The sequence below is a fragment of the Bacillus sp. EB600 genome (assembly GCF_024494385.1).
Classification (GTDB): Bacteria; Bacillota; Bacilli; order Bacillales; family Cytobacillaceae; genus JAEVLT01.
On record NZ_JAEVLT010000004.1, the window covers coordinates 155821 to 175808 of the forward strand.

Genomic DNA, 19988 nt, shown 5'->3' on the forward strand with positions numbered 1-19988 from the left:
ATGGAAATGAATTTTCTAAAAAAGCTGGAAAAACAAATTTTAATCGGCGATGGAGCCATGGGCACTCTTCTCTATTCCTTTGGTAAGGACAGCTGCTTTGAGGAGCTAAATCTATCACATTCTGAACAAATCCAAAGCATCCACTCGGCCTATATCGAGGCCGGTGCGGATGTGATCCAGACAAACACATATGCCGCCAACTATTTGAAGCTGCAACGATATGGCTTGGAGGACTCAGTTAAAGAGATTAATAGCGCCGCTGTAAAAAATGCTAAAAAAGCTGCCCAGGACAATGCCTATATTCTTGGAACAATCGGCGGAAACCGGGGCATAAAACCAAATTCGATAACAATAGAAGACATAAAACGGAGCTTCCGTGAACAATTATATTGTCTTTTACTAGAAGAAGTTGACGGGATTATTCTCGAAACGTACTATGACCGGACCGAACTGGAAACAGTGCTAACGATCGCCCGCAAGGAAACAACGCTGCCGATTATTGCACAAGTATCCCTCTTAGAAATAGGAATATTACAGGATCAAACACTGATTAATGAAGAGTTTAAGCGGCTGGAAGCGCTCGGAGCCGATGTTGTCGGGTTAAACTGCCGGCTTGGCCCTCATCATATGTTAAAGACCCTTGAACAGGTTGAACTGCCAAAGCATGCTTATCTGTCAGCTTTTCCAAACGCAAGTCTGCCAACCTATACAGATGGAAAATTCCACTATGAGAGTGACTCAGAGTATTTCCGAAAAGCAGCGCAAGACTTTCGAGAGCAAGGGGTTCGCTTATTAGGCGGCTGCTGTGGAACGACGCCGGAGCATATTCGTGCATTTGCAGCGGAACTCAAAAATGTTGCTCCAACAACTGAAAAGACTGTAAAATTAGTACCAGAGAAAATTGTTATCGAAACATCCAGTGTAAAAAGAGAATTTCCTCGACTTGAGGAGAAAGTTAAAGAGAGACCATCCGTTATTGTCGAATTAGATCCGCCCCGAAAGCTGGATACAACAAAATTTTTCGAAGGGGCAAAAGTACTGAAGGAAGCTGGAATTGACGCGATTACAATGGCTGATAATTCACTCGCTTCCGTCAGGATTTCAAATGAATCCCTAGGCTACCTCGTAAAGTCAAAATTAGCGATGAGGCCGCTCATTCATATTGCCTGCCGAGACCGCAATATTATCGGCTTGCAATCACATTTAATGGGATTGCATACATTGGGATTGCATGATGTGCTGGCAATTACCGGTGACCCGGCGCGGGTTGGCGATTTTCCTGGGGCATCATCTGTTTATGATGTTTCTTCGTTTGAATTGATTCAGATGATGAAGCAGTTAAATGAAGGCTTGTCATTTTCCGGAAAGGACTTAGGCCAAAAAACCGACTTCAGTATTGCTGCAGCCTTTAATCCAAATGTCCGTACCCTTGATAAAGCGGTCAAACGACTCGAAAAGAAAATCGAATATGGGGCTGATTATTTCATTACCCAGCCTGTTTTTTCAGAGGAAAAATTAGTCGAGGTTTATGAACACACAAAGCAGCTTAAAGCGCCGATTTATATTGGCTTAATGCCTTTGCTTAGCGGTAAAAACACTGAATTTCTTCATAATGAAGTACCTGGCATCAAAATTGCTGATACGATCCGCGACCGGATGGCCAAATTTAAAGATGATCCAATCCAAGCAAGCCGAGAAGGAATCGAAATTACCAAATCATTAATTGACGCAGCACTGGACTTATTCAACGGAATTTATTTAATTACACCATTTTTACGCTATGAGTTAACGGCTGAGTTAGCCACTTATACCCGTCAGCGTGCAAGCAAATTGAGGAGGAGCAGCTATGCCGAAAACATCATTAACTGATCAACTAAAAAAACGCATCCTTGTGATGGACGGTGCTATGGGCACAATGCTGCAAAATGCAAACCTTACCGCTTCTGACTTTGGAGGCGAGCAATATGAAGGCTGCAATGAAAATCTTAATTTAACCGCTCCTTCGGTCATTGCAAGGATCCATCAAGAATATTTACAAGCAGGTGCTGATATCATTGAATCAAATACCTTTGGTGGAACAAGCATTGTTTTGGATGAATATGCTCTGGGCTATAAAGCCTATGAAATTAATAAAGTAGGCGCCCAAATTGCCGTGAAGGCAGCACAGGAAGCTTCAACGAGCGATTGGCCGCGCTATGTTGCCGGTTCAATGGGTCCAACTACGAAAACATTGAGCGTCACCGGCGGAGCTACATTCGACCAGCTTGCTTCTTCCTATGAGGAGCAAGCGATTGGTTTAATTGACGGCGGTGTTGATCTGCTGCTGCTTGAAACGAGTCAGGATATGTTGAATGTAAAAGCTGGCTTTGTTGGGATCGAAAGAGCATTTGAAAAAACCGGCAAAACCTTGCCGTTAATCATATCCGGAACAATTGAGCCAATGGGGACCACGCTTGCTGGTCAGTCGATTGAAGCCTTCTACATTTCCGTCGAGCATATGAATCCGACTGCTGTTGGTCTAAACTGTGCAACGGGACCGGAGTTTATGCAGGATCATATCCGCTCGCTTGCAGACATGGCCACCACTGCCGTAATCTGCTATCCGAACGCAGGCCTTCCTGATGAAGAAGGACATTATCATGAAACACCCGATACGCTTGCGAAAAAGCTGGCTGATTTTGCTGGTCACGGTTGGTTGAACATTGTTGGCGGCTGCTGTGGAACAACCCCTGAGCATATTAAGGCTATTTCCCAGGTGATGAAAAACTATCAGCCGCGGGAACGAAAGATAGACCCTGTTCATATGGTTTCCGGGATCGAACCATTTGTGTACGACGATCCAACCCTAAGGCCAATCATGGTTGGTGAGCGGACAAATGTTATCGGATCACGAAAATTTAAAAGATTAATAACAGAGGGTAAATTTGAGGAAGCAGCTGAAGTTGCCAGAGCCCAGGTTAAAGGCGGCGCCCATGTCATCGATATATGCTTAGCCGACCCTGACCGTGAAGAGATTGTTGATATGGAAAACTTTATTAAAGAAGTGGTCAAAAAGGTAAAGGTTCCGTTGGTCATTGATTCAACGGATGAAAAAGTAATTGAAGCAGCGCTCAAATTCTCACAAGGAAAAGCAATCATCAATTCGATTAATATGGAAGATGGCGAAGACCGCTTTAAGGCTATTGTTCCGTTGATTCATCGCTACGGTGCCGCCGTTGTTGTCGGAACCATTGACGAAAAAGGAATGGGTGTTACAGCAGAACGCAAGCTTGAGATTGCCAAACGTTCGTACGATCTGTTAGTTCATAAATACGGTCTTCATCCACAGGATCTCATATTTGATCCATTGGTTTTCCCTGTGGGCACAGGTGATGAGCAATATATCGGCTCTGCAAAGGCAACGGTTGAAGGGATCAGACTAATCAAGCAACATCTTCCGGAAACACAAACAATTCTTGGCGTAAGCAATGTGTCTTTTGGACTGCCTCCTGTTGGCAGAGAAATCTTAAATTCCGTGTTCCTCTACCATTGCACACAGGCGGGACTTGATTATGCGATTGTTAACACTGAAAAGCTGGAACGGTTCGCTTCTATTTCGAAAGAGGAAATAGCAATGGCAGAAGATCTGCTTTTTAAAACGACAGATGATACATTAGCAACCTTTACGGAATTTTACCGTGGGAAAAAGAAAGAAGCGAAAAGCACTACTCTTGATATGAGCCTAGAAGAGCGGCTTTCCTACTATGTGATCGAAGGGACAAAAGAAGGTTTAATTCCTGACCTTGAAAAAGCGCTTGAGTCGTATCCAGCACCACTTGACATTATTAATGGTCCATTAATGGATGGTATGAAAGAAGTCGGCCGTCTTTTTAATGATAATCAGCTGATTGTTGCTGAGGTTCTGCAAAGTGCGGAAGTCATGAAAGCATCTGTTGCATTTTTAGAGCCATATATGGAAAAAGGCGATGTTGCCGCCTCAAAAGGTAAAGTAATTTTAGCAACGGTAAAAGGCGATGTTCATGATATCGGGAAAAACCTTGTCGATATTATTCTAAGCAACAATGGCTATAACGTAGTCGACCTTGGAATTAAAGTAACACCAAATGATCTTATCCAAGCGATTCGCAAGGAAAAACCGGATATCGTCGGCCTGTCAGGCTTGCTCGTAAAATCCGCTCAACAAATGGTGCTTACCGCCCAAGATATGAAGGAAGCTGGCATTTCCTTGCCGATCCTCGTTGGCGGAGCTGCCCTTTCTCGGAAATTCACTGAAACGAAAATTTCGAAGGAATACGACGGGCTTGTTCTTTATGCAAAAGACGCAATGTATGGATTAACGCTTGCAAATCAGGTCCAAAAGCCCGAGGAATATGAGCAGCTAGTAGCGGAAAAACAGGAAAAACTCGCTTCTCTTGCAGTTCCAACCAATCTTCAAAGTCATTCTGCTGTTTCGGTTGCAGTGAAACCAAAGATAACCATTTCAACTGATGTTCCTGTATTCGTTCCAAAGGATACTAAGCGACATGTGCTAAAAACGTACTCTCTTTCCCATATTGAGCCATATATTAATAGGCAGATGCTGATCGGGCATCACCTTGGTGTAAAGGGAAAGATTTCTAAACTATTAGCAGAAAAAGACGACAAGGCGGTAAAAGTAAATGATATCGTTAACGGACTTATTCGTGAAGCCAGTCAAAATCAATGGATAGATCCGAATGCGGTTTATCAATTTTTCCCGGCTAATTCTGAAGGAAATAAAATTTATATTTACGATCCGGAACAGCCTGATAAGGTCATTGAAACATTTGATTTTCCTCGTCAGGAATCGGAGCCTTATTTATGTTTAGCTGACTTTATCAAGTCTGTTGACAGCGGTGTGAAGGATTATGTTTGCTTCTTTGCGGTTACAGCTGGAAGAGGTATTCGTGAAAGAGCAGATCAATTCAAGCATGAGGGCCATTTCCTTGAAAGTCATGCACTTATGTCATTGGCTCTTGAGTCTGCTGAAGGCTTTGCTGAATTAATTCACCGCCAAATCCGTGACCGCTGGGGATTCCCTGATCCAATCGAATTTACGATGCAGGATCGGTTTTCAGCCCACTACCAAGGACAGCGTTATTCCTTTGGATACCCGGCCTGTCCGGAACTTGAGGATCAAGCGAAACTGTTCCGGTTGATTCAGCCAGAGGAAATTGGCATCGAGTTAACAGAGGGCTTTATGATGGAGCCGGAAGCGTCTGTTACTGCAATGGTCTTTGCACATCCTGAGGCACGCTATTTTAACGTTTTAAAATAGAAAAATACAATGTTACATTCAAAACCGCTTGGGAAATTACTCCAAGCGGTTTCTTTTGATGATCGTGCCTCAGCTTTTAGCTGTTGACTAGTTATACTCTCCTCTATGGTCCCCACGTTTAAATTGTGAACATTTATTGACAATTTAGTTACATTCCTATATAGTTACCTAGGTAACTATTTCGTTTTGGGAGGATTCCCTTCATGGATCGACATAAATTAATTCATACACTTCATCAGGTTTCTCGTCAACTTACAAACAATTTAAACGAAGTATTGAAGCAGCATGGCTTGTATAATGCACAATGGGCTGTAATCTATATTTTAGAGAAAGAAGGCTCCTTAACACAAAAACAGCTTTGTAACTATTTGTCTGTCGAAGCACCACCCATAACCAGAACGATTCAAAGGCTGGTAAAACAGGACTATGTAAGACAGGTCCAAGGTCAAGATAAACGTGAAAAACACATTCAATTAACAGAAAAAGCCCTTAATGAATATCCAATATGGGAAAAAGCCGTTAGTGATTTAAATCTTTCTTTGCTAGAACCACTGTCGGAACCAACCCAAGAAGAACTTTTTGAAACGTTACATAAGTGGCTAAAAAAGCTGCAATAGTAGAAAGGAGTCCAACATGAACAAACAAAAGCTTTGGACAAAAGATTTTATTAGTGTTTCCTTAAGTAATTTTTTTCTTTTTAGCACATTTTATTTTTTACTTGTAACTCTTCCTGTTTTTTCGATCCAGCAGTTTCACAGCAATGCTTCCCAAGCAGGGCTAATGACAACTGTATTTTTAATTTCAGCAATCATTTCCCGCCCGTTTACCGGTAAATGGATTGAACAATCAGGTTATCGAAAAGTACTTATAACGGCCTTTCTTATTTTTCTTTTTTCATCATTGCTCTATTTCTTTCCCAAATCAATGACTACCTTTTTAGTGCTTCGTTTTTTACATGGGATTGGATTTGGAATGGCAACAACAGCAGTTGGAGGAATAGTAGCCAACATTATTCCAACTTCACGACGTGGTGAGGGAATGGGATATTTTATTATGTCCACCAATTTGTCGATGGTCCTGGGACCATTTATTGGCTTAACGACCATTCAACACTGGGGTGCTAATGCCTTATTTGCCCTTAGTGCAGTTTTTGCTTTAGCAGCATTTATTACAGGGCTTGTCATCAAGCTTCCTAAAATTGAACAAAAGAAGCCAAATCCAGCGCAAGGGTTTTCATTCAAAAGCTTATTTGAAGCCTCTGCAGTCCCTATTTCCATTGCTGGAGCGTTTTTTGCGATTATTTATTCATCTCTCCTCTCCTTCGTGTCGGTATACGCGAGTGAAATTCATTTAGCAGGAGTTTCAAGCCTTTTCTTTGTCGTTTATGCAATCATTCTTGTTGCTTCAAGACCTTTTACAGGAAGATGGTTCGATCTATATGGAGCGAACAAAATCATTTTTCCTTCAATTATTTTATATGCCTTAGGCATTTTTATTTTAAGCCAAACACAGGGTGCAGGTGGCTTTCTAACCTCTGCAGGGCTGATTGGTTTAGGGTGGGGGACCATATTTCCTATTTTTCAAACCATTGCTATCCAAGATGCATTGCCGCACCGGAAGGGCGTTGCTACAGCTACCTTCTTATCGATTTATGATAGTGGAATGGGCTTTGGCTCTTATATTGATGGGTTAATCGCCACAAATACTGGCTTTCGTTCCTTTTATTTTATTAGTTCTTTCTATGTGCTGCTTGGGGTCGTTCTTTATTACTTTCTACATGCACGCAAACGAGCTGCCAAAAGGAAGCTGCAGAAAGCCAAGCAACAAACTAGTTTTGAGATAAGTGATCAAAAATTATAAAAAGAAAGCTTCCTGCCGTTTTTTGACTGGAAGCTTTTTTCTTTTGCACTTGTATACTTTGTGGTTGTCCAACAAATAACTAATCTGTCTTCGTTCTTTAATACCAAACTTTTCATATTCATGAAGGTCGATGATTTTACTTGTCTTTTTTCTTAAGTTATAATTCTTATATAAAAGTAATTTTAATATAGGAGGAATTTCATATGTATGATGTTGTTGTAGTTGGTGCCGGACCTGCTGGTGGAAGTGCTGCTTTGTTTGCCGCAAAATCTGGCAAAAAAACATTAGTGATTGAAAATGATAAAAGTGTAACGAAACGTGCTTGGATGGAAAACCATTATGGTGTAGCAGAAATTTCGGGACCTGATTTGATTGAAACAGGTAAAAAACAAGCAAGTAAATTTGGAGCAGAGATTGTTCAAGCAACTGTCACAAACGTTAGCAAATCAGAAACTGGTTTAAAAGTAGAAACAGATCAAGGTGAATATGAAGCCTCACATGTTATTCTTGCAACAGGCTTTGCCGTTGATCTTGCAGAAAAAATTGGTTTAACTACAAAAGCAGGAACAGAGCCACGTGTTAAAACCATCATTGATGTTGATGCCAATGGTAAAACAAATGTGGATGGAATATGGGCAGCTGGTACGGTTGCAGGTGTTAGTGTACATACGATTATTACAGCTGGTGATGGTGCAAAAGTTGCTGTCAATGTTATCAGTGAAATCAATGGTGAACGCTACGTTGACCATGATGTATTAAAAGCGTAATTTAAAACTACCCAGGTGCCCCTTGTAATGCTTTTGCAAGGCGCACTTTTTTGGAAAATAACTAAAAAGCCTATACTTTTAGAAACTCCCATACAAAAAAGGATGTCTCAAATGGGTCTGACCATTTTGGAGACATCCTCTTTTTCTTTTGGCAATGCTCATTCAATGACTTATTTGCTGCTCTGCCAGAACCTTAATGAATTCACAAAGACCCATTTATGGCCCAGGATGGCGCTGATTATTTGGCAGCTTGTTGTCTGGATGTCCATGGCCTTGACGTTTTCTATTTTCCTCATCCTTCTTTTGCTTTTCATGTAATTTTTGCACAAATTCATGTGTACTCTCCATTTTGTACCCTCCTTGTATTTAGTAGTATCATTTTGTTACTATCTCCATTTCAGGGTGAGAACATGTACATAGTAACTAGATATTCTCCTTGTTAGAATGGTTAGGAGCGGGTTCACTGTCATTTGTTTTGTAGCCATTAGTACATCAGCCATTACTACTTCTTACAATGCAACAAGAATAAACATTAATGGAAATTTCCCATTTGATCTTTCTGCATCTCAACCATCATAAGAAAACCCCCTCAAAATATTTCTCCATTTTTAATCTAGGTATTTATTCCTATTATACAGAAATTATTTCCATTACAAGAATTAGTATTCTTGAATAATCAAAGATTTTTTCATTCCTATATTCTCTGCTGCCTAGAAAAAATGTTTTCTCAGAAAAAAATAGCTGCTTTCCAAAAAGACATGATACCACTTTGCAGGTAACGACAGTGGTTTTTTTCGCGCCGATATTTTATTTACAAACACTATTTCGTTAATGAGTTTATATAGATATAAATAGCCAATTAAGGATACACCTGACATGATGAAACTAATCAGTTGATCGAGCAAAAGAAAGAATGTGTAAATTTCGACTCCGTAGCGTGGAAGAAGGCCCATTAACAGGATTGCAAAAAGAAGCTCCTTCATGCCGTTGACAAGGCTAATGATTCTGAGCGTCAATAATGCCCCCTTTTTCAACAATATTTCTTTTGTCATTTGACGGTCATATCCTTGCAGTTCGAGGATGTCTAGCGCAAAGTAAAAAAACAGCGGCTTCCTAAACAAGCAGCTAGTTAAATAAACAATACATAATCCCAACGAATAATAGGCATCATTCCACAATAGCTGTAGTGCGGTCTGTGAGCATATGTCGATGAACAAACCGACGAGGATATTTAAAAATAAAAATATTCGGGTGAAATTAGCACCATTTGTTTGCAGAAACCGATAGATGCTATAAGAAATACCCGGTAAGGAGGAAATAAGGATCGATACATAGTCAGAAAAATAAACTCTGCTGATTTCCCAAAAAAGAATGGGCAGTGCAAAGTAAAATACAATATCATATAGTAAGTTTACTTGTTTTATCATAGGTACTCCTATTTTTGTTTGTTGTACAATTTATTAATTTTTCTTTAAAAATATGAACACAAAAATAGGATGTCTCCAAAACAATGTTCAGTCCCTGCATGAAAAAGCCAAAAAAAAAAGCAGAGTACTCTGCTCTTTATGCTTCAAGATCCTTTCCTTCTTCAACAATGTGAAAAAGAAGATGGGCGAGATGATGAATTGGCCCGTATTCCTCTTCCTCTTCATTTTCCTCGTCATTGTCTTCATCATTAAACTCCAGATCATTCAAATAGAGGGCAGTGAATTCGTAAAAATCCTCCAACCGGAAAGCATAGCATGCAGTTGGATCTTCATTGTCTTCCTCATATTGTAAAACAAGATAGGAAACGACCCCATCAACATCCTCTGCATCAAAAAACACAAAGTATCCAATATTTGTATCCAATTCAAATAACTGTCTTGTTCCACCCTCTGTAGCTTTTCCAAAATCCTCTTGGTTTAATTTTTGTATTTGCATTGCGTCAACATGATCTTCTTGGTGAAAGCTAACTACAAATGATTGCATCTTTTTCCTCCTCCAAACCCAGCTTTTAAGCATTTAGTATTAGGATACCCTATATAGTTGCCTTTTTTTCAATAATCTCAAATTTTTCTTTTACTTCGTCCTTCGAAAGGACACATAGTTGATCTCCTAAAGGTCTAGTTCTCTTCATCCTGCGAATCATTTTGATAATGTTCATTCAAATATTTATTTTCATCAGGTGCAAAATTGACTGACAATAAGCTCATTTCCGGATTTAAGCCATAAAGTCCTTTAGCAAGTTTATCAACCATTTCTCCGCTTTGAAACATCGGTTCTTTTTTCTCCTTTGCCAAGTTTATTACCCCTTCCGTAAAATTCTTTTCTCTAGCTTTTGTGATTCATCATTTTTTATCCTCACCTCATATATTTTCCATTGGTTTCTCATTTTTCCTACAAAAACCGAAACAGCTGATTGGCTGTGTGCGCTGGTACTAGTATTTCATCTCAATACCTTTTTGCAAAAAACAGCCTGATCTCTTATCAATATTTAGCAAACTAAGGCTAAATAGTTAGAAGAGATCAGGCTGTTTATCACCTTCAAAAATATTTCTTTTTCCAAAATATAAAGGCTGTTAAGGTGGTTAAAAATCCGGAAATGATTAGCGGCGCAATATATGAATGGTGAGCATGCTGAAATGGGATATCAACGTTCATTCCGTAAAAGCTGGCCACCATCGTTGGAAACGATAAAATAATCGTAATGGACGTTAAGAATTTCATGACAATATTTAAGTTGTTAGAAATAATTGAGGCAAAAGCGTTCATCATTCCGCTTAAAATCGAGCGGTAGGTTTCCGCCATTTCAATTGCCTGGGTGTTTTCAATAATAACATCTTCTAATAAGTCCTTATCTTCCTCATACATTTTCAAATAATTAAAACGAAGAATTTTATCCAATACAACTTTATTGGATTTCAGTGAGGTTGTAAAATAAACAAGACTCTTTTCTAAAGCTAAAAATGCATATAATTCCTTATTTTTTAATGATTGGTGAACTTCACGTTCAATATCATTTGTTTTCTTATTAATTTGTTTTAAATAACGGAGATAATAGGAAGAAATCACAAACAAGAATTGCAAGGCAAATCTTGTCTTTTTAAACGTAAAAAATTCTTTGATTCTATTTTTTCTAAAATCCTCCATAATCGGTGAATCCTTTAAGGAAACAGTAATGACGCACTCATCTGTTACGACAATTCCGACCGGGATTGTTTCATAAATGGGAAAACCAGAATCATCATGGGTAATATACGGATAGTCGACGATAATATAGACCTGTCCGTCTTCTCTCTCAATACGCGGACGTTCTTCATCGTCCAACGCATCTTTGATCAAGTCAACCGATATATCTGCATCCTGTGCGACCCGATTAATTTCTGCTTCTGTTGGGGAATACATGTTTACCCAGCAGCCTTTTGAAATAACATCAACTGATTCTAATGCTTTCCCCTCATTGCTTTTATAAATCTCCAACATGCATAAAACCTCCTCACTGTTTGAGAGGAAGTCAGCTTACCTTTACCAGAGCTGATATTCTTGTAGAATCCAATTCAATCAATTGAAAGATATTGACTTCCCCTCGCCTACTAGGGTCTGGGTCTATGGGAAAACTCAACAATATCAACTCCTCTCCTTTTTGAAGGCAACCTTCGTTGCTGTCCGCTGGAGTGCGAACAAATCCTTCTTTATCATAAACCCAAATACATGAAAGCACAAACCTATTTTTTTATGGAATTTTGCTATTCTTTTGGGTAATAAGGGTTCAAGTGGATGAGCACTTCTTTTATATTATCGTATTTCCCCATTAATGTTTCCTTTATTTTTTTAGAAAGATCATGTCCTTCCTTTATGGTCATAGAATGATTAATGGCAATCCGTAAATCAACGAGAACATAATGTCCATGTTCTCTTGCCCTAAGGCGGTCAATTCGCTTTACCTCCGGAAATGTTAAAATGAGCGCAACATATTCTTGAAGCGTTTCCTGATTTATACTACGCTCCAATAATATATTAAATGCTTCTGTCAGCATCATTTTTGAAATTCTAAAAATCAAGAAGGCCACAAAAATACTGGCCACTTTATCGCCATAAAGCAGGAAGGCCAAGTCAAACTTTTCCCCAATGATCGAAATTAAAACCCCAATTGAAGCAGCAATGGATGCGACAATATCTGCTTTATGATCGATCGCAATGGCTTCAATCGCTTTGCTACTGTTTTGTTTAGCAACCTTTAGAGATGTACGGTATAAGATAATCTTTGTAATAAAAGAAAAAAATGCCACCCACATCGCCAAAAAGGTTGGTGGTTCAACTTTATAGAAGAAACCGCTTACCCCTTCGAACACCACATAAAGTGCTACCATAAAAAGCAGAATCCCAATGATACCGGATACAATCACTTCTGCTTTTCCATGACCATATGGATGTTCTTTATCTGCAGGCTTATTAGAAATCCTAATAACCAGTAATACAATAATCGATGCAAATACATCTGCCGCAGAGTGAATTCCATCTGCAAACACAGCATCACTATTTCCAATCAATCCAATAGTAATTTTTCCTACTGTTAATAAAACATTGCATACCAAACTAATCCACGCAATTTTATTAGCAATAGCCTCCCGCTGTTCCATTATATAACCACCCCAGAAACAATCTTTCCCCAAGTAAAGTATAGGTGTTTCTATGTACTACCCGCTAAACTTATTTGGTTCTGTTTTCTATTCATTCTACCTTAATCCCGCATATTTTTCCCATTCAACTCATAGTTTACCATCTCTTGCTCCTCTTCCACGGTAATTTTGGTTATTTGGTCTTGAAGCAAATGAAAAGCCTCGTTTAATTCATCTCTTGAAGGAAATTCTCTTTTTTTATTCATATTCTCATGCCCCTTTATTTATTGAAATGAGTAATCCCTTGTCAATTGGTAAAAATACGTTTGTAAAAATCTAACGAAAGAAGGAGTGTTTCCAAATGGATCAAAAGGTTCCAAAGGACAGCCAGAATCTTGCAGGTAGAGTTTATGAACCAAGCGATTATCAAAAAAAGGATGAATTATCATCTGGACTCGCCAAAACACATGAACAGTTTAGTGATACCTACATGGAAGGCGAAATTGGTGCTGTAATCGATAATGAAAACGGTAAAGACATTCCCATCGGTAAAAAGGGCGACACTCAGAAGTAATAGATAGAGAAGCGTAAACGCCCGTGTAGGGCGCTTGCGCTTCTCTTTTAATCATGGTCTACGTATGGATCGTGTTCATAGGCAGGTAAGTCGCCAAAGCTGGTCATAATCCCCTCTTCATCGAGTGCATCTTCATAATGTTCATGCTGCGGATTCGGATAAACCGTTATATTTTTCCCATACAAATCGTTTCCAACGAAGTTCTCATAATCCTCGACATAGCTAATATTCTCATCCGCCTCTGAATAGATATCCTGGTAATCATCCTGCGGAAAGGCTAAATCGGATGGCGTATCAGATGTTCCCCATTGGGCAACGGTTTGCCAGGAGTCCTCTGCATCAAACGCCACAGTTTCATGTTGTTCATCCATATCAAACTTTCCAAACGGAGGCATCAACACACCTTCCTCTAACGGACGTTCATGGGAGGTAATTTGGTCTGGACTATGTTCCTTACAGTAAATCGTATTAGGCAAAGCCTCTAACCTCTCCAAAGAAATCTCTTTTCCACAAGTTTTACATTTGCCGTACGTTCCATTTTCCATTGCTGTTAAGGCCTGATCAATGTTTCCTAACTCAAGCTCGTAATGCTCATCCAATGCAATATCCTTTTCCCGTTCATAAAGATCTGTTCCCTCATCGGCTGGATGATTATCATAACTCGATAATTCCCCCATTGATTCATGATAATGACCTCGGTCTAACCCAAAATGATCATTTTGTTTAAAATGTTCCTCTAACTCCTGTTTATCCTTAAGCAGCTGTAAGCGGAGCTCAGCTAGTTTCTGCGTCGACAGCATCCGTCATTACTCCCTTCAAAAAGGCTTTACAAATTGGTTTTATGTGAATGGCAGCATGTTTGTTTTTTATCTTGTACCTTTCTATTTTCATGTTTTTCACGATCGTTTATGTAAGAAATCGTCAATTCCATCAAAATCCTAATTGGAGCTTCGACAGATCGGTATAAGTTGGGTCGCAGAGTGTATCTTAAAAATGTAGTTCTTTATTTTGAAGAAAAGAGGAGATCCTATGGTAAATGAAAATTTCGATGAATTTAATAAAGTACAGCTTAAGCATCAAGGGGAATATCTTGGATCTGATCGAAAGCAGCCGCCAGGAATAAACGATCAAGAGTATAATAACCAGGAAATTACCGACAAAGCAATCGGGGCTACAGGAAGAAACAGTAAACTCAAATAATTGAAGAAAGCTGGCTCCATCCAGCTTTCTCCTTTATCCAAATATTGCATGTATGGCCTGAATTCCAAAATAAATGCCAAAACCAATCAAAGAAAGCCCTGAAAGAAATGAGATAAAGATAAGCAAGCTTGGGGTTAAATACTTTTTAAAGCTGCTTGAGATTCCGGCCATCGTAAAATCCCAAAGCAATAAACCGATAAAAATAGCACTGCTATAAAGGACTAGCTGACTGCTTTCATAGGCAGCCGCTGTTTTCGCTAAAATCGATCCATAAATCCCCAACCAGAAAAGTATTGTTAACGGATTGGAAATTGACATAAAAAAACCCGATAATAATGATCTTACTAAGGGCTCTTTGTTGCGATTGGGTTCTAAGCTTAGTTTTCCGGCATTAATCAGGCTTTCTACACCCGTATAAAGCAGAACAAAACTGCCAAATGACCAGAGAAAAGTTTTCATAAAAGGGGTATCAAGAAACTGGACAACACCTATGTATACAACTAACATATAGATGGCATCGGCAAGTACTGCCCCAACACCGACAAACCACGCATGCAAAAATCCATTTCGAATTCCTCTGTCAATTTGGGCAGCATTTATAGGCCCGATTGGAGCTGCTAACGACAATCCCAATAAAATATAGCTTAAAAATACGTTCATATAGTTTCCCCCCGCCATAAAAAGCCTGTCTACAAATTTTTATTCACAAAGGGGAGTTTGTACTACAAAAAGATGAAAGAGCCTTCAAAAGTTATTGAAAGCTCTTGTTCGTAGGTGATTAGTTTGTTTCAGATGCCTCTCGAAGCTCATTAAGTTTGAACAATTCATCCCCATGGGATATGTTTTTTCTTAAATGGGGAGGCATAGCCAAGCTAGATGTATCAATATCAATTGTATACTTTGGCCGCTGCTTTGATTCTTTATAGATTTTACCGATGTATTCCCCAATTAAGCCTATGGCAATCAATTGCAGACCGCCAATCAGCCAGATTGAAATAATCAAAGAGGTCCAGCCTGTTTGAGTTTCACCAGAATATTTTAAAGTTAAAAAATACACCCCAAACAAAAGACTTGCAAAAAATGAAGCAAGGCCAACCAAGAGCACTGCCCGTATCGGGGTAACCGAAAAGGAGGTAATTCCATCAAAGGCAAAAGCAAGCATTTTTTTCAATGGATATTTTGATTGACCTGCTTTTCTTACTCTGCGATCGTAATATACCTGCGCTGAATTGAAGCCAATCAGCGGCACAATTCCTCTTAAGAACAAATTTGCTTCCTTAAAACGTTCCAGTTCCAGGATGGCACGCTTGCTCATAAGCCTAAAGTCAGCATGATTGTGGATAAGATCAACGCCAAGCTGTCTCATTACCTTATAAAAGCCGTGGGCTGTAGTCCGTTTAAAAAAGGTATCTGTTTCACGACGCTTACGCACCCCGTAGACAATCTCATTTCCCTCGCAAAACTTTTGAATAAACTCTGGAATGACTTGGATATCATCCTGCAAATCGGCATCAATCGATACAACACAATCGGAATAATCCTTGGCAGTAAATAAACCAGCCAATAATGCATTTTGATGCCCAACATTACGTGACAGCTTTAAACCACGGACATACTCCTTTCTTAGACCTTCTTTATAAATGATTTCCCATGTTTCATCCTTGCTGCCATCATCGACAAAAAGTAGTTTACTTCGGTTGGAAATCTGCCCCGCACTTACCATGTCAGTCATTAAATTATGTAATTCCGTAATTGTTTCTGGTAACACTTCTTCCTCATTATAACAAGGAATTACAATCGTTAGAATTGGTTCTATCATTTGCACAAAACCTCCTGATGCTACAAAACCTTATATAGATATATTTTCCAAATAGATTGCTTTTGAACAAAAACTTTTACCAGCCTAAGCTGATTTTCAGCTGCATTGTCTATTGGCAAAGCTGAAAAAAGAAACTGACCGCCCATTTGTTTAAATTGTTTTGTATTCAGTTGAAGCTGCCGAAGATGCCGATTTGAGTTTTTTTTGATCATATAATGCTTCCCTAGCTGGCCAGTGAATAGATAGCAGCGCCCGCCCCATTGATCAAAATAGTGACGGACAATTGGATTGACTTCGAGTTCTTTTTCAATAATCCGCCTAAACTGATGCTTATAGCTTAAAGGGTAAAAATTATTGTAGGTATCAATTGTGTAAAAGCCGTTATATTGAGAAATAGCCGGGTGGATTCCAATGCTCGCAACCCGATACTCTTTTTGCGGCAGTGAAATGTACTGCTTGATCTCAGTGAACAAATCTTCCGCGTAAAATTCTTTCACTGTTGGTTTTTGATGGTAAATAATTTCATCATTATACATGCAAAGAATAGCAATCTGAAAAACCACCATCGCTTTAGCCGTATCTCTCCAGCTTTTCCCCTGCATTGCAAGGATTTTTAAAGCAAGCGCAAAATCCGCATAAATGATAAGCGGACTCAAAAAGTGGTAACGGGCAAAATTAAATGTATCCAAAAAATGAAAACGCTTTGTTAACGGAACCCAGCCTTTATAAAACCAAAAAGCATACCAAAGTGAGAGTAAAAAATTCAGTATAAATAGAACCACAAACATTTTTTCCTGCTTCCAAAGCCTTTTTGAATACACATAGTACAAGGCCATAAAGGTGACTGGCAAGATCACCAAGCCATGTACGGTCAGGTCATGGGTATGACCTAAAAAGTAGTTTTTAAAGGTTAAACGCACAGCTCTCCAAAAAGGCAATTGGGCATGAAAATACTCATCCCTGCTGTTTGGCTCCCCTTTATATAGAAAAGAAAAGACAAGCCGATACTCTACAAACATAAAGATAAGAGTCATATAAAAAATAGCGGTTAAGAAACGGAAATTCCAGCCTTTTCCTCTTAGCACATCACAAAGCCAAAAAAAACACATTGCACTTAAAAAAAAGAAGAATCCCAAAACAAAGCTTGAGTAAAGCGGTAAAAGAGTAAGAGTCAAATAGCTTTTTCCTATTTTCTCCCCTTTTCGGATGTTTAAAAATGCCCAAAGTGCAAGCGGCATACCAAGTGTGCTAAGCATTCCGGATGGCCAAAATGGAGTTAATGAAAATGCGAGTGCAGTGACAGCTTGATAAAAATGCCACTGTTCCCCTTTAAGCAAATGATTTTTTAATAATAAATACATTCCTAAAAATGCAAAGACCCTTGTTACTGCTTGGCTTACCCCATACGCGATCATGGTTGGAAAGAGTGCATACAACCAGACAATCCCACTGTACTCAGTCCCAAGAGAGTTTCTTGGCAGTCCATTAATAATTTGTGGAATAACCCCTTGAAGCGGTCCAAACATCTCACCGCTTCTTGCTAAAACTTTGTACCAGGCAATGTTTGAATCCAGATTATCATGAACCCGAATATGAGCATTTTCCTGCAGGATAAATAGCGGTGCTAGATAAATGCCAAGAATCAGCAAGGAGAAGGCTAGCAATCTTCGCTCTTTCAAAAAATCAATGAACAAAGCTGGACACCTCAAAACACAATCAATTTATCTATAAGGTTACCTTCCAGATAGAAAAATATTCAAAAAAGGCGGAGGCACCCAAATTAGGATTGTAACCTAAAGACGCTACGTAAAAAAATGCCTTCTGGAAAACAAGAAGGCATTTGTGGTAATTTATTTAAGGAAAGTCATTGGCTAAGCTTCGTACTGTAAGCATTTAAAAGGAGATCTAGCTTTTGACTGCATTGAACTACTGTTGGGTTAGAATATCCATATTGATGTGCTAACGCAACCATTTCCAACCTTGTTCTTTCGATATTCTTTAACAGATCCTCCAAATGAAAGTTCATTGCTCCATCCTCTTTTCAAATGTTCTTAATAGTTCATTAATCCTACAATAAACTCTGTCCGGCTATAACACAAGTACCATTTGTACAAAAATTCATAACATTTTGTGAACATTTAATAAATTTTCTATTTACGCTGAATTCAGCTTATTTTGATTATGAGGTGGATGTTTTTCGTAAATAATGATTGAAAGAATGATTGATTAATCGAGGTGTTTTTGTTGCAAAACCGACTTTATATTACTTTTTTACGGATGCCGCTCTTAATTCGAATCTTATTTATTGCCCTATTTGTGTTTCTTAGCTTTGGAATTTTAATTCATTTATTAGAGCCTACTACTTTTCCAACTATTTTTGATGGCATTTGGTGGTCGATTATTACTGCTTCCACAGTTGGCTATGGCGATTATGTCCCACAATCGCTATTAGGCAGGATCACTGCTGTTACGCTTATTTTACTTGGGGCAGGCTTTGTTTCATCCTACTTTATTACCCTTGCGACAACAGCTGTTACGAAGCAGAACGCTCTTTCAGAGGGGAAAATAGCCTTTAAAGGCAACGGTCATATTATTATCATAGGCTGGAACGAAAGGTCTCGTGAGCTTATCAGTAAACTGACAGCCTCCAATCCTCCGCCAACAATTGTCTTAATTGATGAAACCTTAGAAACAAACCCTGTAGCTTCCAGGTATGTTCATTTTATTCAAGGGAAATCCCACATGGATGAGACGATTTTAAAAAGTGATATTAGCCAGGCCGACAAGGTCCTTATCACCGCAGACCGCGGCAATGATGAGCTTCAAGCAGATATGAACAGTATCCTAACAATGCTGACGATCAAAGGCATTTGTCCACAAGTAAAATGCATCATTGAAATTCTAACAGCAGAGCAAGTCACAAATGCAAAAAGAGCGGGTGCAGATGAAGTCATCCAATCAAATAAATTGACGAGTATGTTTATGGAAAACAGCCTTCATTCTATCCATGATGGACTTTTATCGGACATTGTATATCACTTGCAGGAAAGCAGGCTTGTGGCTCTTTCCAGGGAGACCTTCTCAGGAAAAAGCTTTGCCACTGCACATGTTGAATTTTATAAACAGAAGTATTTATTGATTGGAATTAAAAGAGGGGAAGAAACTATCTTGAATCCCTCCCCCACCTTTCAGATCGATGATAAAGATCAATTTTTGGTCATTAAATGACAGTCTTAGGCTGCTTAAGAATTTTTGCTTAATTAGCTTAATCCGCTAACAGAACTGATTCTAACTCTACGACATGCCGTTTACCATTGTCAATATATTCTTCTGGAAAACGGGCGTCAGGTTCAACCGGCTCAGCAAACTGATCAAATGTCCCGGAAAAATTACCCGAACCTGCCATATCATCCAGCCCGCCCTGAAATTGGTGGGACAACAAAAAAGGTCTTCCTAATTGCACTGTGCAATTGGGGCTGTCCAATTGCCCATCAACTGATGTAAATGGCAGCCTAAGGAATTGATACCCTTCCTCATTATCGTCTATTTTATAATCGAAGGCGCCGTGATCATAATCCCATCCGCCGCCAATTGAATAACCAATTGGCTTTAATTTTTGCTCAAGCTTAAACAAATCAAATTGCCTGCCTTCCAATTTTGACGGTAATTCAATCATTATTAGACCCCCTTTTTCATTAGCGTTCCCAAGACATGGGGATAAAATGAGACTTTAGTTTTCCACAGATTATTAACATTGTAAACAAATTTATCAGAATTTATCCACTATTGGCTAAACTTATCAACAGAATTCACAATGTTACTAACAGGTTGTTGTCATAAATCCACAATTCAGTAGGATTTATCAACTTTA

The 19988-nt window shown here is 39.1% G+C and carries 21 protein-coding genes; 8 read left to right on the forward strand and 13 right to left on the reverse strand.

What is annotated here, in order from left to right; all coding sequences use genetic code 11:
* Nucleotides 1-6 precede the first annotated feature (6 nt).
* From JN080_RS06630 to JN080_RS06650, 5 genes are all read left to right on the forward strand, one after another.
* Nucleotides 7-1869, forward strand: a complete 1863-nt coding sequence (locus JN080_RS06630) for a bifunctional homocysteine S-methyltransferase/methylenetetrahydrofolate reductase (RefSeq protein WP_256235143.1) — start codon at nucleotides 7-9, stop codon at nucleotides 1867-1869.
* On the forward strand, nucleotides 1847-5296 hold the full coding sequence (gene metH / locus JN080_RS06635; RefSeq protein ID WP_256235144.1) for a methionine synthase: 3450 nt from the start codon (nucleotides 1847-1849) through the stop codon (nucleotides 5294-5296). The genes JN080_RS06630 and metH overlap by 23 nt, the downstream gene beginning before the upstream one ends.
* A 203-nt stretch (nucleotides 5297-5499) precedes the next feature.
* Nucleotides 5500-5913 carry a MarR family winged helix-turn-helix transcriptional regulator gene (locus JN080_RS06640; protein WP_256235145.1) on the forward strand — a complete coding sequence of 138 codons (414 nt, stop codon included), beginning with the start codon at nucleotides 5500-5502 and terminating at the stop codon, nucleotides 5911-5913.
* A gap of 16 nt (nucleotides 5914-5929) precedes the next feature.
* Nucleotides 5930-7156 carry an MFS transporter gene (locus JN080_RS06645; RefSeq protein ID WP_256235146.1) on the forward strand — a complete coding sequence of 409 codons (1227 nt, stop codon included), beginning with the start codon at nucleotides 5930-5932 and terminating at the stop codon, nucleotides 7154-7156.
* A gap of 203 nt (nucleotides 7157-7359) precedes the next feature.
* Entirely contained in the window at nucleotides 7360-7923 is a 564-nt protein-coding gene (locus tag JN080_RS06650) for an FAD-dependent oxidoreductase (protein WP_256235147.1), read from the forward strand.
* Between the two features lie 216 nt (nucleotides 7924-8139).
* Here the strand turns inward: JN080_RS06650 and JN080_RS06655 are convergent, their stop codons facing one another.
* From JN080_RS06655 to JN080_RS06685, 7 genes are all read right to left on the reverse strand, one after another.
* Complete coding sequence (locus JN080_RS06655; protein WP_256235148.1) at nucleotides 8140-8271, reverse strand: DUF4023 domain-containing protein; 132 nt, start codon at nucleotides 8269-8271, stop codon at nucleotides 8140-8142.
* Nucleotides 8272-8633: 362 nt separating this feature from the next.
* Nucleotides 8634-9350 carry a VC0807 family protein gene (locus JN080_RS06660; RefSeq protein ID WP_256235149.1) on the reverse strand — a complete coding sequence of 239 codons (717 nt, stop codon included), beginning with the start codon at nucleotides 9348-9350 and terminating at the stop codon, nucleotides 8634-8636.
* Nucleotides 9351-9486: 136 nt separating this feature from the next.
* Nucleotides 9487-9894, reverse strand: a complete 408-nt coding sequence (locus tag JN080_RS06665; RefSeq protein ID WP_256235150.1) for a cytosolic protein — start codon at nucleotides 9892-9894, stop codon at nucleotides 9487-9489.
* 134 nt (nucleotides 9895-10028) lie between these two features.
* On the reverse strand, nucleotides 10029-10205 hold the full coding sequence (locus JN080_RS06670) for a hypothetical protein (RefSeq protein ID WP_256235151.1): 177 nt from the start codon (nucleotides 10203-10205) through the stop codon (nucleotides 10029-10031).
* 244 nt (nucleotides 10206-10449) lie between these two features.
* Nucleotides 10450-11388 (reverse strand): magnesium transporter CorA family protein, encoded by a 939-nt coding sequence (locus JN080_RS06675; RefSeq protein WP_256235152.1) that lies wholly within the window; start codon nucleotides 11386-11388, stop codon nucleotides 10450-10452.
* A 263-nt stretch (nucleotides 11389-11651) separates the two neighbouring features.
* Complete coding sequence (locus JN080_RS06680) at nucleotides 11652-12545, reverse strand: cation diffusion facilitator family transporter (protein ID WP_305473779.1); 894 nt, start codon at nucleotides 12543-12545, stop codon at nucleotides 11652-11654.
* Between the two features lie 101 nt (nucleotides 12546-12646).
* Nucleotides 12647-12790 carry a hypothetical protein gene (locus JN080_RS06685; RefSeq protein WP_256235153.1) on the reverse strand — a complete coding sequence of 48 codons (144 nt, stop codon included), beginning with the start codon at nucleotides 12788-12790 and terminating at the stop codon, nucleotides 12647-12649.
* A 95-nt stretch (nucleotides 12791-12885) separates the two neighbouring features.
* Between JN080_RS06685 and JN080_RS06690 the strand changes: the two genes are divergently transcribed.
* Nucleotides 12886-13098, forward strand: a complete 213-nt coding sequence (locus JN080_RS06690; RefSeq protein ID WP_256235154.1) for a YozQ family protein — start codon at nucleotides 12886-12888, stop codon at nucleotides 13096-13098.
* A 47-nt stretch (nucleotides 13099-13145) separates the two neighbouring features.
* Here the strand turns inward: JN080_RS06690 and JN080_RS06695 are convergent, their stop codons facing one another.
* The gene (locus JN080_RS06695) at nucleotides 13146-13898 is read right to left on the reverse strand and encodes a TraR/DksA C4-type zinc finger protein (RefSeq protein WP_256235155.1); all 753 of its coding nucleotides are present in this window, start codon (nucleotides 13896-13898) and stop codon (nucleotides 13146-13148) included.
* 229 nt (nucleotides 13899-14127) lie between these two features.
* Here JN080_RS06695 and JN080_RS06700 point away from each other — a divergent pair, with 229 nt between their 5' ends.
* Entirely contained in the window at nucleotides 14128-14298 is a 171-nt protein-coding gene (locus JN080_RS06700; protein ID WP_256235156.1) for a hypothetical protein, read from the forward strand.
* A 33-nt stretch (nucleotides 14299-14331) separates the two neighbouring features.
* On the opposite strand, the gene JN080_RS06705 is transcribed toward JN080_RS06700, so the two are convergent.
* From JN080_RS06705 to JN080_RS06720, 4 genes are all read right to left on the reverse strand, one after another.
* On the reverse strand, nucleotides 14332-14958 hold the full coding sequence (locus tag JN080_RS06705; protein ID WP_256235157.1) for a LysE family transporter: 627 nt from the start codon (nucleotides 14956-14958) through the stop codon (nucleotides 14332-14334).
* A 118-nt stretch (nucleotides 14959-15076) separates the two neighbouring features.
* A complete protein-coding gene (locus JN080_RS06710; RefSeq protein ID WP_256235158.1) occupies nucleotides 15077-16117 on the reverse strand; it encodes a glycosyltransferase family 2 protein in 1041 nt (346 codons plus the stop codon).
* Between the two features lie 20 nt (nucleotides 16118-16137).
* Nucleotides 16138-17811: a DUF6044 family protein gene (locus JN080_RS06715; RefSeq protein WP_256235159.1), complete on the reverse strand. Its 1674-nt coding sequence runs from the start codon at nucleotides 17809-17811 to the stop codon at nucleotides 16138-16140.
* A 170-nt stretch (nucleotides 17812-17981) separates the two neighbouring features.
* Complete coding sequence (locus JN080_RS06720; protein WP_256235160.1) at nucleotides 17982-18143, reverse strand: aspartyl-phosphate phosphatase Spo0E family protein; 162 nt, start codon at nucleotides 18141-18143, stop codon at nucleotides 17982-17984.
* A gap of 209 nt (nucleotides 18144-18352) precedes the next feature.
* Here JN080_RS06720 and JN080_RS06725 point away from each other — a divergent pair, with 209 nt between their 5' ends.
* Complete coding sequence (locus JN080_RS06725; protein ID WP_309144662.1) at nucleotides 18353-19345, forward strand: potassium channel family protein; 993 nt, start codon at nucleotides 18353-18355, stop codon at nucleotides 19343-19345.
* Nucleotides 19346-19382: 37 nt separating this feature from the next.
* On the opposite strand, the gene JN080_RS06730 is transcribed toward JN080_RS06725, so the two are convergent.
* A complete protein-coding gene (locus tag JN080_RS06730; protein ID WP_256235162.1) occupies nucleotides 19383-19793 on the reverse strand; it encodes a YugN-like family protein in 411 nt (136 codons plus the stop codon).
* Nucleotides 19794-19988 lie beyond the last annotated feature (195 nt).